Annotated in this window: 8 protein-coding genes, 1 tRNA gene and 1 pseudogene; 5 read left to right on the forward strand and 5 right to left on the reverse strand. The window is 46.4% G+C overall.

Going from position 1 to position 16008, the window contains the following annotated elements; all coding sequences use genetic code 11:
• From ACO1R6_RS03075 to ACO1R6_RS03090, 4 genes are all read left to right on the forward strand, one after another.
• On the forward strand, window positions 1-429 hold a 429-nt coding region (locus ACO1R6_RS03075), incomplete at its 5' end, for an Hsp20/alpha crystallin family protein (RefSeq protein ID WP_486262087.1).
• Window positions 430-885: 456 nt separating this feature from the next.
• Window positions 886-2652: a BamA/TamA family outer membrane protein gene (locus tag ACO1R6_RS03080; RefSeq protein WP_486262089.1), complete on the forward strand. Its 1767-nt coding sequence runs from the start codon at window positions 886-888 to the stop codon at window positions 2650-2652.
• A 136-nt stretch (window positions 2653-2788) separates the two neighbouring features.
• A tRNA-Met gene (locus ACO1R6_RS03085) sits at window positions 2789-2861 on the forward strand.
• A 285-nt stretch (window positions 2862-3146) separates the two neighbouring features.
• Window positions 3147-4136 carry an FAD:protein FMN transferase gene (locus ACO1R6_RS03090; RefSeq protein WP_486262091.1) on the forward strand — a complete coding sequence of 330 codons (990 nt, stop codon included), beginning with the start codon at window positions 3147-3149 and terminating at the stop codon, window positions 4134-4136.
• Window positions 4137-4627: 491 nt separating this feature from the next.
• Here the strand turns inward: ACO1R6_RS03090 and ACO1R6_RS03095 are convergent, their stop codons facing one another.
• The 5 genes and pseudogenes from ACO1R6_RS03095 to ACO1R6_RS03115 form a co-directional block, all read right to left on the reverse strand.
• Complete coding sequence (locus tag ACO1R6_RS03095) at window positions 4628-6823, reverse strand: PepSY domain-containing protein (RefSeq protein WP_486262092.1); 2196 nt, start codon at window positions 6821-6823, stop codon at window positions 4628-4630.
• Window positions 6824-6836: 13 nt separating this feature from the next.
• Window positions 6837-7319, reverse strand: a complete 483-nt coding sequence (locus ACO1R6_RS03100) for a DUF2271 domain-containing protein (protein ID WP_486262094.1) — start codon at window positions 7317-7319, stop codon at window positions 6837-6839.
• 4 nt (window positions 7320-7323) lie between these two features.
• The gene (locus ACO1R6_RS03105; RefSeq protein WP_486262095.1) at window positions 7324-8853 is read right to left on the reverse strand and encodes an ankyrin repeat domain-containing protein; all 1530 of its coding nucleotides are present in this window, start codon (window positions 8851-8853) and stop codon (window positions 7324-7326) included.
• Between the two features lie 284 nt (window positions 8854-9137).
• Window positions 9138-9422, reverse strand: a pseudogene (locus ACO1R6_RS03110) (helix-turn-helix transcriptional regulator); the annotation flags it as partial.
• 481 nt (window positions 9423-9903) lie between these two features.
• On the reverse strand, window positions 9904-10230 hold the full coding sequence (locus tag ACO1R6_RS03115; protein WP_486262097.1) for a DMT family transporter: 327 nt from the start codon (window positions 10228-10230) through the stop codon (window positions 9904-9906).
• A 316-nt stretch (window positions 10231-10546) separates the two neighbouring features.
• On the opposite strand from ACO1R6_RS03115, the gene ACO1R6_RS03120 reads away from it, so the two are divergent.
• Window positions 10547-15979, forward strand: coding sequence for an alpha-2-macroglobulin family protein (locus ACO1R6_RS03120; RefSeq protein WP_486262099.1), 5433 nt, complete (start codon window positions 10547-10549; stop codon window positions 15977-15979).
• Window positions 15980-16008 lie beyond the last annotated feature (29 nt).

The following is a 16008-nucleotide window of genomic DNA, read 5'->3' on the forward strand; positions in this document are numbered from 1 at the left end:
AACTTATTTCCGACCATCCCTTCTTTTTTTGATGATATGCTAACAAGGGATTGGTTTAACTGGCCGCTAAATCATAATAACAGCAATGACTGGGTACCAGCGGTAAATATTAAAGAAACAAACGAGGCTTTTGAGCTGGAAGTAGCCGCCCCTGGCATGAGCAAAGAAGACTTTAAAGTAGCGTTAGATGATAACATGCTCCTGATTTCGGCTCAGAAAGAAAACAAACACGAAGAAAACGACGAAAAGGGCAACTATGCCCGCCGCGAATTTAGTTACCAGTCTTTTAACCGCAGCTTTAGTTTGCCCGAAAGACTGGTAAAAGGCGATGATATCTCGGCTAAATACAGCGATGGTATCTTGTATATAACCGTACCAAAAGCTGAAGAAGCCAAGGTGAAGCCAGCTAAGCAAATTGCCATTAAATAATAAAAAAGGCGGGAAATCCCGCCTTTTTTATTTCTATGTAAAGGTAAAACGCAAATATTCAAGTTCCCCTTTTCGGATGCGTTGCCGTTAGCACATTCATTATGCTGAACAGCAGCGTACTTGCTTAGGATTTTAGAAGATAATTATCTGCCCTTGGCAGCGTTACTACCGCCCATCCAATAAGTAAATTTGTTTGATAGACAACAACCCGATTATAGGTAATGTATTCAGTTATTTTAAATAAGCTATTGTTGTTTAGCCTACCCGTATTTTACCTCAGCAGCCTCGCCCTTGGTCTGCACCGGTCTTCGCTTAAATATTCTAAATGAAGTTAAATTAAATCATTTAAACTAAATTTGTCAGGTTACCTAGTATACCCGTAATACCCTCAATTAATTTAGGTTATTTATTATTTGGTGCATGCAGTGCGGTAGGGCTCTTTTATTATTTACGCTAATGCTGTTTTGGCTGGGGTATGCCTGGGCACAGACACCGGCACCAGCCCAATCTGCCCCTGCCAAAACAAAGCTAACCAAGCCGGTGCACCTAGTTTTACAAGCCAACGAAACCGACCAGGCCGTACTACGAAAATATACCTACAAAAAACTATTGCCCGATTCGGTAGCAGCCAGACAGGAACTAAAAAGCCTTACCCTGCAATTGCAAAACGATGCTTATTTAACGGCCTCGGCCGATAGTTTTTATTTTCGTCGCGATACCTTGTATGTGCAGTATTTTGTGGGCGAACGTTACCGGTGGGCGCAATTGCGCAACGGCAACCTGGGCGATGATTTGCTGGCCCGGGCCGGCTATAAAGATAAACTTTACCGCAATGTACCATTTCTGCCCCAGGAATGGGTTCGTCTGCAGGAAGAAGTACTTACCCTGGCCGAAACAAGCGGCTACCCGTTTGCCCGTATTTACCTCGATTCTTTGCAAATAAACGGCAACCAGATTGAAGGTGTGGTGGTGCTGGATAAAGGCCGCTTAATGGTATTCGATACGCTGCAACTGGAAGGCGACACCCGCACAACCAGACGCTTTTTAACTAAATATTTACAGCTTTACGCGGGGCAGCCTTACAGCCACCAAAAAGTAACCCGCGTACCCCAATTATTGCGACAGTTACCTTACCTGGAAATGGTGCGCCCACCCATGGTGCGTTTCGTCGAAAACAAAGCCAGTTTAATCTTATTCCTGAACGATAAAAAAGCCAACCAACTAGATGGTATTGTGGGCTTTCTGCCCGACCCCAACCGCCCGGATCGCAAATTTTTGATTAATGGGGAGGTTACCCTTAACCTGCGCAACCTAAAAGGCAGCGGCAAGCAATTAGGTTTGCAGTGGCGTAAAGTAGAAAGAGGCTCGCAGTTACTCGATGCCAACTACGTACATCCCAATATTCTGGGCTCGCCGTTTGAGCTAAGTGCCAGTTTTAACCTGCATAAGCAAGATTCTACGTTTATAACCATGCGCCCCCGTTTAGAGTTGTCGTACTATACGCTGCAGGGCAGCCGGGTAAGCTTTTTTACCCAGCAACGCAGTTCCCGGCTGTTGCTCTCGGCGGGCGGCATCCGTAACCTGCCCGATACTTTGCAACTCGCCGATGTAAAATACAATGCCTACGGTTTTAGTTACTTGCGCAATACCCTCGATGATCTTTATTTTCCGCGGCAAGGGTACTTAGCTGAAGCCCAGGTAGCGGTGGGCAATAAAACCATTCTGCGGAACAACGCCTTTGAAGAAGCTTATTACGATACCATCTCGCTAAAAAGCACCCAGCTTACCGGGGCCTGGCGCGCCGAACATTATTTAAAGCTTAGCCGCGGCAGCGTACTGCTGAGCCGCTTGAAAGGCGAAGCCCTGCTGAACCGCAAACTTTACCTGAACGACCTGTTCCGGCTGGGGGGGCTTACCTCTATCCGGGGCTTTACCGACTTTTCGTTTTATGCGTCTACTTACGCCATAGCTACCCTGGAGTACCGTTTTTACCCGGCGCCCGATTCGTACCTGCTTCTTTTCTACGACCAGGGTTACTACCGCCGCGATGTAGCCGGTAACCGAACGCAGCAATATCCTTTTGGTTTAGGCGGTGGCATTAGCTTTAGCACCGGCGCCGGTATATTCCAGTTTGTGTATTCGGTGGGCCGCTCCAAAGAAATAAAACAACCCATTAGCCTGAACCATTCTAAAGTTCATTTCGGAATTGTAAGCCGGTTTTAATTGAGACTGGCTATTATTTGCAGAAAAGAATAATTTTAATCTACTTATAATGAGTATATTAATATTTTTTATAGATTTATTTAGGCTTAGGCTTTGCGAATACCAAATACTTTCTTACTTTTGTATTACCAAACAGTGCGGGATGGAGCAGTTGGTAGCTCGTTGGGCTCATAACCCAAAGGTCACAGGTTCGAGTCCTGTTCCCGCTACCTAAATAGAGCGTAGATTGCAGAAGCAGTCTACGCTTTTTTATTTGTACAATTACCAAATAACAATTACGCCATCAGTAGTTATCCTATCGTAATCCTCTAATTCAGAATAGCATTCGGATTAGCTATTTCATGTAATTTGAATAGTCTTCAATTTCTAAAGGCAAACTTGATAGCAGTAGTCCTAATCTAACCACTCTTCCCTTACATATAACCTCTTCTGAAAACCAGTTTTAAAGCAATATTTTCTGCCGGCAATCCGGCAATTTTACCGAATTTTGCCACATGAAACAGGTTTTAGTTCTGCTGCTTATTTTATTCAGTTTCAGCAGCCAGGCCCAGGTATTGCGGAAAAGAACGGTAAAATTAATGGGTAGCCGCTTCGATATTACCTTGGTGGCCCAAGATTCCTTAACCGCAGAGAAAAATATTGATTTGGTTATTGCCGAAGTAACGCGCATCGAAAATTTAATTTCGGACTGGCGGGATTATACCCAAATTGGCCAGGTAAATAAAAATGCCGGAATTGCGCCGGTTAAAGTAGACCCGGAAGTATTTGCCCTGACGGAGCGGGCGCTGCATTTCTCTAAAATTACCAAAGGCGCTTTTGATATTAGTTTTGCCGCCATGGACCGCATTTGGAAATTTGATGGTTCGATGACGGAAATGCCCAGCCGGGAAGCCATTAAAAAATCGATTCGAAACGTAGGCTATAAAAATATTAAGCTGAACCGGAAAAATTCTACCATCTTCCTCAAAAAGAAAGGCATGAAGATTGGGTTCGGGGCCTTGGGCGAGGGCTACGCCGCTGACCGCTGCCGCGAGATGATGCTGGCCAAAGGCATTCAGGCGGGTATTGTAAATGGTTCCGGCGATATGAGTACCTGGGGCAAACAACCCAACGGCAGCGCCTGGGCCATTGGCATTACTAACCCGATGCAACGCGATACGATATTGGCCATTATTCCGCTAAAGCAAAGCGCTGTAGTAACCTCCGGCAGTTACGAAAAGTACGTGGAGTTTAACGGCAAGCGCTATGCCCATATTATTAATCCGGCTACCGGCTACCCGGCCACGGGCTTAACCAGCGTAACCGTATTTGGCCCCAGCGCCGAAACCGCCAATGGCTTTAGCACCTCCATAATGGTATTAGGCAAGAAAAAAGGCCTGAAATTATTGAAGAAATATCCGGAATATAGCGCCATCCTTATTACCGACGACGGGCAAATTCTTTCTTCGCCTAATTTAAATATTGCTGATTATCAGCTGAATTAATTAATAAAGCCCAAAGCAAAGCATAAGTTATACCTCCCTTGGTCTGTCCCCTGACAGACCAATTTCAAGAAGAATAATAAAATTTGCCCAACCATATGCAGGCTATTCTTTTTGCCTGTGAGGGGCACAGGCCAGGGAAATGAATTGATTCCATTTACTGTCGCGAGCGTCTTCGCTCGTGACGACTATCATCCGGCCTCTGGCCGTTGTAAATATTAATTTAAACTTATAGCAATTATCTATTATACCAAATAGTATTTATTCCCTTCCATAGATATTTTGATGAAAGCACAAACCCGCCAGGTTTCAAAACCTGGCGGGTTTACGTTATAAAAAACACTTTTTATTATTTGGTATTATTCAGGCCGGAGGCCTGCGCCATAAAAACCACGAGCGTGGACGCTCGCGATAGCAAAAGAAAGAGATGGATATAAAATAAATAAATATAAAGTCTAGTGTCTAATAACTAATTACTAAACTCTAATTACGCCTTAATAACAATCCGTTAATAATTGGCTGCGCGATTGGTAATAGCTAATATTTTGGTTTAGTTTCCTTTCGCAGATATTTTCCAGGATAGCCGTTACGTCTTTCTGCATGGCAAGCGAGCCGCATATCATAATCACGCCCCCAGTGGCTAAAATATTGGCTACTACATCGGCATCCCGGCTGATTAAATCACAAACGTACTGCTTCTCGCCTTCCCGGGAATAGGCTACGTGCAGTTGCGTCAGCTTTCCGGTAGTTTTATTTACTTCTAAAAAAGATTGGTATAAACAGTACGAGGCGCTATCGCGGAAGCCGCCGTATAAGTGAATGGGCGTTTGCTGGCTGTTTTGGCAAATCATACCCAGGAATGGGCCAATGCCAGTGCCATTCGCAATCATGAGCACCGCCGGCGCTTTTTTCGGAAAATGGAAATGGTCGTTTTTAATGATGCGGGCCGGAATAGTATCGCCGGATTTTAAACGGTGCAGAAAACCGGAACCTAAGCCATCGGGTAAAAGCCGGACACTTACCTGTAACTCCTGCTGCACCAAACCAATAGAATAAAGCCGTTCGCGGTGGTCATTGGCCGGATAAATCGCTAATAAATCACCGGAAGTTACTTTTAACTTTTTCTTTGGCTGTAACCGGATTAAAAACGTGCCTTCGTTATTTTGGGAGCTAGTGTTGGCCGTAACCGTAAGTGTTTCGAAGCGTTTGGGCTGGTTTTTATTCAGTTCCGGTAATACAGCCAGGGAAATACCCGCTTGCTGCGACCAAGCTTCGGCCCACAAACTAAATTCTTCCGGCGAGCGGTCATTTATCGTATGAATATCCAGCAGCGGCGTAGCCCAGGCTTGGTGCGTAAGCAACTGGTTTACTTCAAACGCATACTTACAAAAATCGGCATATTTATGTGAGCCAAACCCAATAACCGAATAATTAATATTTTGCGCTTGCGACGTAGTTTGCACTAATTTGGCAAACTGTTTGGCATTGGTGGGCGGGTCGCCGAGGCCGTAAGTGGCGGTTAGTATAATGAGATGTTCGGCCTGCGGATAAACGGTATAATTATTCAGTTCCGCGATAAACGGTTTCTGGCCTTGCTTGATTAATTGTTGCTGAATGGCGCGCGCAAAACGGAACGTATTGCCGTTTTCGGAGCCAACTAAAATAATAAACCGGCTCTCATCCGAAGCATAGATATTTTTAATATTTTTTGCGCGACGCTTAAAAGTTATTTTAAATCCGGAATAAATAAAGAATAAAATATTGCCCGAAGCTACAGCTAAAATTAGCGCCCAGATAATATTGGTGCGGCCGGTGTGTAAATCAAGGCTTAATTCGGTTAGCAGCTGGGCGGTGGGGTATTTGGCTTCGCTTAAAATATCGCCGGTTATCTGGTTTACGGCTACTTCGCGGTCTTTTAATTTAAGCGTATAATAATCCTCAACGTCTTCCGAAAAAGGAAATTCTACGCTTTGCACTTCGCTGAGGGGCGTGTTTTTAAAAATAGCAAAATCGGCGGGCGCTTTCTGCGGGGCGGCTTTAATGGCGTCAAAATCGACTTCGGTGGCAACTTTTTCCGGGGGAATTACCTCAAACCGAACTAAGGAAAGATAGGTGCCGGTGCCGGCAATAATGATGATGGGAATTAACGATAAGCGGCCTAAAACTACGTGGTAATATTGGGCGGAACTTTCTTTTACAATGCGAGTGAAAAAGCGCTTCAGGCCGCGCTGCCGCTGAATAATGAGCATGGTGCCGGAAACGGCAATCAGCAGTAATAAAAAGGCGGTGAGGCCAATAAAAAAACGACCGGTTTCATGAATAAAAAGCGAGCGGTGCAAATCGGTAACCCACAAAAAGAATTCGCTTTGTTTTTCGGGTGTGCCTACTATTTTACCGGTTTTGGGGTCGATGTAGGCTTCCAGGTTTTCGCCGTCAGCATCGCTGCCTTTAATAATAACAAATTGATTTTTATCGACGGTTAGTTCGCTGATGCCCGGATATTTTTGCCGCAGCATCGGCAGCGTTTGGCTTAAAGAAACCTGCTCAAAGCCACTGGTTTTATACGGTTGTAGTTTTTGCGAAACCGGTTCAAAAGCCAGAATAACGCCCGTAATGGATGCAACTAACAGTAAAAGAAAAGAAGATACAGCCAGGGCTAAATGGCTGTATCTCCAGATGGAAATCGTCATAAATGAAGTTAAATCAGTTTGCGCTGAAACGGACGTAACGGATAAAACCGGTACCATCGTTTTTGGCCGCCAGGCTGGCCGTAGTAAGCGGAATTTCGAGGTCTTTTACGTAATATTCTTTGTCTTCCACGGCGGTTTCGAAACGCAGTTTATAATTAGCGTTGATTTTGGCGTTTTCAATTTCAAAAACCGTCACGCTCCGGTCGCCGCCGGCTACTGACGCCCCGGTAATGGCGCTGATATTTGCCGGTTTCTTTGTATTAAATTTATGCCACTCTTTTAAGGTCTTGTACCACTTTTTATCGGGCCCCATTACGTAAAGCGTTTTCTCGTATTCGCCTTTCGGGTTTATCAGCGATACCACAATGTAAGCTTCTTCGCCGATGTAGTTAGACATTTGGAGCAAGCATTTGTACTTAGTAGTTTGGGCCGAAGCATTGAACGAAAACAGGCTAAAAACCAAGCCTACTAAGCATAACTTATAAATAAACTTCATTTTATTACTTTAAAAAATCGAGGGAAATATTGTTTTTGGTTAACAGCTCATTTTCTTTGGCCAAAGCATAAGCGGTTTCGTCGAAGCCGGTGGTTAATTCTTTTTTCGCGCCAATCGAGAGTAAATATTTCAGCACGGCATCGTCTTTTGAGAGCATAGCTGCTTTATGCAACGCCGTAACACCTTCTTTATTTTTGGCATTTACATCAATTTTAAGCGGCTCCAGGCGCTTTAATAACCCAATATTATTTTTGGTAACGGCCACGTGGTACAAGGTGCTGCCATCTTTTTGCGGTGCGGCCAGGTTTAATCCTTTTTCTTGTAATAATTTTATTTTAGCGCCAAATTCATCGGGTTGTGAATTAGCGGCACCGCCGGCAATAGAAGCAGTTGGGCTGCCCGGTCCCCGGCCGGCTTGCGGGTTGTAGGCCTGTACCAAAGCATAGGCCAGGTTATTGCCGTCTTTGTCTTTAATATTTACATCAGCCCCGTTTTTCAACAGTAACGAAACTACTTCCGGGGAGCTGGTTTTTACCGCCGCCATTAGCGCCGATTCGCCTTTACCATTTACCGCGTTAATATTTTTTACTTTCGGCAATAATAATTCTACTAACGCCGCATCTTTAGCGGCGGCCGCGTACATAAAAGCGGTGTTACCTTCGTTATCGGCTTTGTTTACATCTACACCTTTGCCCAGGAAATACTTTACGGTTTCGGTTTGGTTGGGCCGACGGGCCAGCGCATGCAATACGTTTTCGCCGTTTTTATCGGTAACGGTTGGTTTTAACTTTAACTCGTCGGTTAAATATTGAAATACATCCAAGGTGTTGGCACCCCGGCGGCTCCCCTGCGCAGCAAACAACAGCGCCTGGTCGTTATATTTTACACCTTTTTGGGTCAGCGTTTTTAACTGCGCTACCCCCGCCGATTTTGCCGCATAGTTAAAAGCGGTGTTGCCGTTCGCATCCACATCTTTCAGGGATAAGCCTTTGGAAATAAAATATTCGGTAAGTTTTAAATCTTTGTCGTTGGCAATAGCCAGGAGCAATAAATTAGCGCCATCGGTATATTTTTTCTTTACGTCTACCCCCGCTTTAAAAAACGCATCGTAAATAGCGGTATTGGCCTGACCGGCATTGGCGGCAAACACAATGGGCGTGCTGCCGTGCGTATCTTCTACGTTGGTGTCGGAGCCTTTCGCCAATAAATATTGCACTAATTCTAAATTCCCTTTGCTGGCGGCCCAATGCAGGTAAATGCGGCCATCGTGGGTTAGTTTTTTTACGCTGTTACCGGGCTGCTCTATTAAATATTTAACCGTGGCTGTGGGTGCATCGTTGTTAATGGCTAAAACGGCCGGGTCAAAAGTAGCCGGATTAAACTGAGACGGGCTGTTGCCTTTGGCAATTTCGGCTTTAACAGTGGCTACATCCGGGGTGGTTTTCCAGAAATCGGGCGTTAACAGCGTATTGCTTTGTTGCGCCTGCCCCATAAAAGCGGCCAGCAGCATGGGTATTAAGAGTATTTTTTTCATAACCGGGTAGTTATTTATTTATAGTTGCGATTTATTATTTTCTCTTTCAGCTATATAAGTACACTTGGTCAGGTGCTTTGCTCATGAGTACAGGTATTGCTACCAAGCACCTTCTTTTATTTAGACTAATTTTAAATAATATGCAAATATAGTAGGCCAACCAATACAACAATAGCCCTGCTGGAAAATTTTACAGCGACTAAAAGTTTTTCTTTAATACATAGGCCTACCAGCAGGCACCGAAATTTACTTAGCTATAACCGGCAGAATATTCTTTCGGGCGGCTACATCCCTATAAATAAAGGCTCGAAACAGTTAAATTCTGATAGTATAAAATAGGCCCCAGCCCTTACCTGGTGCGGTAAAAAACCAAAATACTTTTTAAAAGCGCTGGTAAAATGGGTAGCATGTTTATAACCGGTCTGTTCGGCAACTTCGGCTATTTTATGTTCGCTGGTTAAAAGCATTTCTTTTGCTTTTTCCATCCGGCGGCCCAGTATATAGTTAAAAACCGTGCAGCCAAAAACTAGTTTAAAATGCTTTCGCAGGTATTGTTGGTTGGTAACAACCGCTTTAGCTAAGGTTGAGAGGGCAAAGCTTTGTTCAGATTGTTTTCAATCAGATTCTTTACCAACCGCACTGTATTAATATTAGTCCGTTTAAGCAAAATGGCCGTTTTCTTTTCTTCTCCTAATTGCGCTATTTGCAAAGCTAATAATTCTATTATCTTGGCCCGGGTATACCGTTTCTTTAAATGGCCATTGTGTTCTAAAATGTAAAATTTCTGAAAGCAGGTATAAGCATTTATTTTAAAATTAAATTAGGCTAATACCTAACCAGCAGGCCGTAAAATATTAATTTCTGATAATTGGGCGAATCAATGTACACTTCTAAACTTATTCACCAACAATATTTTCAGCCAATTATACATTTTATAAAACTACTGATATTTCAAATTGCAACTACTAAAATTTAAAACGGGTTTATCTTCAATTTTTAAGCTTAATCTCCGGGGCGGCTGCTTTGGCCAAAGAACAGAAACGACCCCGGTTAATGCGATACCGCTTTTAATCCGATAATAGAACCGATGAGTGTGGTGATAAAAAAAAGACGCCAAAAAGTAGCCGGGTCTTTGAAAAAGAATATTCCTACCAGTACCGTACCCACCGCGCCAATTCCGGTCCAGACGGCATAAGCCGTGCCAATGGGCAAAGTTTGCGTGGCTTTAATGAGTAAGCCCATACTACAGCTAAGCGTAATAACAAAGCCCGCATACCACATAAGGGCCTCGTTGCCCGTAGTTTCTTTGGCTTTGCCTAAGCAAGAAGCAAAAGCCACTTCAAACAAACCCCCAATAACCAATAAAATCCAAGCCATAATATTTATTTTAAGTCTGCGAATATCCGAAAACTTTGTTTAGCTAAGGTTTACAAAAAATAAAAACAAGAGTTACGCCATTTCGAACAAGATTTTATTTTTTAAAGATTCGGTTTAATACCATTTATCTTATTCCTTGGCCAAATAATTTTAGACAACCTTAACCGCTGGTGGTTAAAACTTTCGCATCATCGGACTGAACCAGCTTACCTAAAAACATAGCAAAAATAAAGTATAGCTACTGGCCGTTATAATTTCGGAATTTTCCTACATTTAAAACAGCAAAACCGGCTTTTTTACTTCTCCTCCTAACTTTATGCATCTCCCGAAAAGATTTTCTTCTGTCCTGGCGCTGGTAGCCTGGGCCTTGGTATTAGCCTGTTTTTTTGGTAGCTGCCGGAGCAAAAGCAACGAGCTGCAAGTAGAGCGCACCAACTTTGAACAAGAAATAGCCCAAGAGCAGAACCTGGTATTTACCTTCGATAAAGCCCTGGTGCCGACAGCGCAATTACAAAAGTGGGATACCGTAAATTACCTGAACTTTACCCCCGCGGTAAAAGGCCGCTTTAAATGGACCGCCCCCAACGAACTGGTATTCTCGCCGTTGCAACCGTTTGCGCCCAGCACCGATTTTCAGGTGGAGTTACTGCCGGAACTGCTGCGGCACAGCGAAAAAAAATACAAAATGCCGGCCGACGGGGTAATTCGGTTTCATACGCCGTACCTGAACTTAGCGACTGCCAAGGCTTTCTGGGCCCAGAGCGACAACAGCACCGACGACCTGGAAGCGCGGGTAGGGCTGGAATTTAACTACCCGGTGGTTTTTACCGCCCTGCGGGAATATTTACACGTATACCAGGGTCAAAACGAAATACCCGTAGAACTGGTAACCGGTAACGCCAAAGAGCTATCGGTTAAACTAAAAAGCCTGGAAGGCATAAACGGCGAAGCCGTGCCGCTGCGAATTAAAATTGCCCCCGGGCTAACCATGCCGGGCAGCGCCTACCAAACCAAACAACCCCTGGAGCAGGAAGTACTATTACCCAGCCGGCAATATTTACAGATATCCGAAATAACCACCGGTTTAGAAAACGGCCAGGAGCAGATATTTGTAGCCACCAGCCAACCCGTGCGCATGGAAAATTTGCACGACCTGATAAAAATACAACCCCGGGTAAGTTTTAGCGTGGCCGAGCAGGAAGGTGGTTTTGTAATAAAAGGGAATATTCCGCAGGAAAATACCTACGAGCTCACCATTTCTAAAAACCTGACGGGCCTGGCCGGGGCTAAACTGGGCAAAGATTATTCGCACGTGGTTTCGTTCGCTTCGCTGCGGCCGGGCATTAGTTTTGTAAACAGCAAAAGCATTTACCTGAGCAGCCAGGGTGCCCGCAATATTGCTTTAAACGTGGTGCAGGTGCCGCGCCTGAAAGTAAGCATTGGCAAAGTGTACGAAAACAATATTCTGCGGATACTGCGCGAAGGCAAGCAGTACGACGGCCACTACGACGAAGAAGCTGACGAATATACCGAGTGGAGCTACTACCCGGTAGATGAAACCAATGGCAATACTATTTTTGAACGGGAATACGATACCAAAAGCCTGCAGAAACAAGGCAACACCCGACTTCTGAACTTAAACCTGAACGACCTGGATTTCGACAGCAACTTTAAAGGCTTGTACGTGCTTACGGTTACCAGCACCGATAAAAAATGGCTCGGCGATTCTAAAGTTATTTCGGTGTCGGATATTGGTTTAATTGCGAAACAGGGCCGGAACGAGGTGCTGGTATTTGCCAATTCTATCCGGGAGGCCACCGTGCAGCCGGGCGTCGAAATCCGGTTTATCAGCACCAATAACCAGGTTATTCATAAAGCCACCACCGACCAGGACGGCGTGGCCCGCTTTACCGACATCGACAAAACAGCTCCTGATTTTAAAATGGGCATGATTACCGCCCGGCTGGGCCAGGATTTTACGTATTTGCCCTACAGCCAGACCCAGGTAAATACTTCGCGGTTTGAAGTAGGGGGCAAGCGCCTGAACGATATTCCGTACGATGCTTTTATTTACGGCGACCGCAACCTGTACCGCCCCGGCGATGCCGTGCACGTAAATACCGTCATCCGGACGCCGGAATTGAAAACCGTAGCCGGTTTACCCATTAAAATAAAAATGCTGCTGCCCAACGGCAAAGAATACCGGAGCGCCAAAGGCAAGCTAAACGCTGAGGGCGCCTGCGAATTTACGTTTCAATTACCCGCAGCAGCCGTAACCGGCACTTACAACCTCGAAGTTTATTCCGGCAACGATGTGCTGCTAAACAGTAGCAAAATTGGCGTAGAAGAATTTATGCCCGACCGCCTAAAAGTAACGCCCAATCTGAATAAAACCCTTTTTAAAGCCCCGGATAGTTTGGTAGCGAATTTTACCGCTTATAATTTATTTGGTCCGCCCGCCGCTGGCCGTAATTACGAACTGCAGCTCAGCCTGAAAAAGAAAGTATTCTCTCCTAAAAGCTATCCCGATTATACTTTTGATATTGTTACGGCGGGCTCCGTGGATATTCAGAACAGCGTGCGCCAGGGCCAGACAAATGAGCAGGGAACAGGCCAGGAAACGTTTGCGCTCACCGGCTACCAGGATATTGGGCTGCTGGATGGTTCTTTGTACACCACGGTTTTCGACGAAACCGGCCGGCCGGTAAACCGCCTGAGCAAGTTTGAGGTGAGCACGCAAGCCGCTTTTTACGGCATTAAAAATTTCGAGGAATACGTGAGTACCCGGACTGCCATGCGTATTCCGTTGTTAGCCGTAAACCAGAACGGTAAACCCATTGCCGCTACGGCCCAAGTGCAACTGGTGCGGTTTACCTACGAATCGGTGATTGAGCGGTCCGTGGAACGGTACGGCTACAAATCGCAACGCAAAGAAAATATTATCAGCAGCAAGACTTTACAAATTCCAGTCACCGGCACCACCTTTAATTTTACCCCAATTTCTTCCGGCGAATACGAAATCCGGGTGCTGCGGCCGGGCTCCTTTAACTACGTGGCCCAAAGCTTCTACGCTTACGGCTGGGGCGACACCGAAAGCACTTCTTTTGAAGTAAACAACGAAGGCGAAGTAGATATTTCGCTGGATAAAACTGCGTACGAAGTCGGCGACGAAGCCAAAATATTGTTTAAAGCTCCTTTTGCCGGCAAAATATTGGTAACCGTAGAGCGCGATGGTATCCTGAGTTACCACTATCTGCAAACCGACAAAAAAGCCGCTTCGCTCACGTTACCGATTAAAGACGAATATTTGCCGACCGTGTACATTACGGCCACGGCGCTGCGACAAATAAAAGACAACACCTTACCGCTTACCATTGCCCGAGGCTTTGTACCGCTATCGGTTACGAAGAAAAGTACGCAACTGGCCGTAGCCATTACGGCTCCCGAAGTGTCGCGGTCCAAACGGGTGCAGCCGGTAAGCGTGCGTACCGCGCCCGGCGCCGAAGTAACGCTGGCCGTGGTAGACGAAGGTATTCTGCAACTAAAAGATTACGTAACGCCCGATCCGCACGGCTATTTTTACCAGAAACGCGCCCTGGAAGTAAACGCCTACGATTTGTACCCCTTCCTGTTTCCGGAGCTTACCGGCCGCAAATCCAGCTTTGGCGGCGATGGTTTCGATTTGGCCAAACGCATTAATCCGCTTACTTCTAAACGGGTAAAACTGGTGTCGTTGTGGAGCGGCCACCTGAAAGCCGACAGCGACGGCGAAGCCAAGGTAAACGTAAATGTTCCGGAGTTTTCTGGGGCTTTGCGCATCATGGCCGTGGCGTACAAAGAAAATGCTTTTGGCTCCGCCGAAAAAACCATGCGGGTGTCGGACCCGGTGGTTATCAGTACCGCGCTGCCACGGTTTATCAGTCCGAAAGATACTTTGCTGGTGCCGGTAACCCTGAGCAATACTACCGCCAAACCGGCCACCGCCAACAGTAATATTTCGGTTACCGGTCCGTTGCGGGTAGTGGGCGAGGCCGGCCAATCAGCTACGCTCAAAGCCAACAGCGAAGCGCAGGTGGTGTATAAACTCGTCGCCAGTGCGGGTATTGGACAAGCGGCGGTAACGGTGGGGGTAAATGCGCTCGGCGAAAAATTCAGCAGCCAAACCGATATTACCGTGCGGCCCATTGCCCCTTTAACCAAAATTACCGGGGCCGGCTCGCTGGCGGGTGCGGCCAGTACTGCCATTAGCCCCACGCACGATTTTATTCCGGCTTCCACGGCGTCGCGGCTGGTGGTGAGTAACTCGCCGATTGCCCAGTTTACCGATGATATTACATATTTGCTGCAGTACCCGCACGGTTGCCTGGAGCAAACCACCTCCAAAGCTTTCCCGCTCTTATATTATTCCGATTTAGCTAAGTCGCTGCGCCAGGACCGGAATACGCGCACGTACAACCCTAATTATTTGGTGCAGGAAGCGATTATTAAAATAGAATCGATGCAGCAGTACGACGGCGGCTTTACTTACTGGCCCGGCGGCACCGATACCGACTGGTGGACGAGCGCTTACGCGGCTCATTTCCTGCTCGAAGCCCGCAAAGCCGGTTACCCCGTAAATAAACCCGTGCTGGATAAAGCCCTGACGTACCTGCAACGCAAAGTAAAAACCAAGGGCATGGAAGAATACCGTTTTTACAATGCCAGCCGGCAGGTGCAAAGTAAATTTATTGCGGCCCACGAAAATACCTATTCGCTCTACGTGCTCGGCCTGGCCCAAAAACCCGACTGGGCCACCATGAACTACTACAAGTCTAAACCCGAGCTGCTCTCGCTGGATGCCCGTTATTTGCTTGCCAGCACCTACGCGCTTACCGGTCGCCGCGAAAGCTTTAACCAAATACTGCCCCGTAGCTTTACCGGTCAGAGTTCGGTGCGCGCCCTCGAAGGCAGCTTCTACTCCGCCACCCGCGACATGGCCCTGGCCCTGAACGGATTACTAGAAGCTGACCCGAACAATGCTCAAATTGGTACTTTGTCCCGGCACTTATCGCAGGAACTGCGCTCATCGCGCTGGTACAACACCCAGGAACGCGCGTTTGCCCTGATGGCTTTGGGTAAAATGGCTCGTCGCAGCCAGGGCAATATTTCGGCTAAAATTACCCAGAACGGCAAAGCTATTGGCTCGTTCACCGGCAAAGATTTCTCACTGGCGAATAAACTGAATAGCGGCAACGTAAATATTCAAACCACTGGCCAGGGCACGCTGTATTATTTCTGGGAAGTAGAAGGCATTAGCCAGAGCGGCAGTTATAAACCCGAAGATAACCTGCTGCAGGTGCGCAAAACCTTTTTCGACCGCAACGGCCGCGAAATCCAGAACAACACCGTGAAGCAAAACGATTTGGTTATCGTGCGCATTGCATTGCAGTCGCTCGACGGCCGCAACGTACCCAACGTAGCTATTACGGATTTGCTGCCCGCCGGCTTCGAAATTGAGAACCCGCGCCTCTTAACCGAGCGTGAGTTTAAATGGCTGAACGACCAGAAACCCGACGTACCCGACTACACCGACATCCGCGACGACCGTATTAACCTTTACACCACTGCCCGCCCCAAACCGCAATATTTCTACTACCAGGTCCGCGCCGTTACGCCCGGCACTTTCCAGCTAGGTCCCGTTGGTGCTGATGCCATGTATAATGCGGAGTATCATTCTTATAGTGGGGGTGGGGTGATGAAGGTGAGGTAGATTTTTATGGCTAATTATTCTAATTTAAA

Source organism: Adhaeribacter sp., from assembly GCF_057359045.1.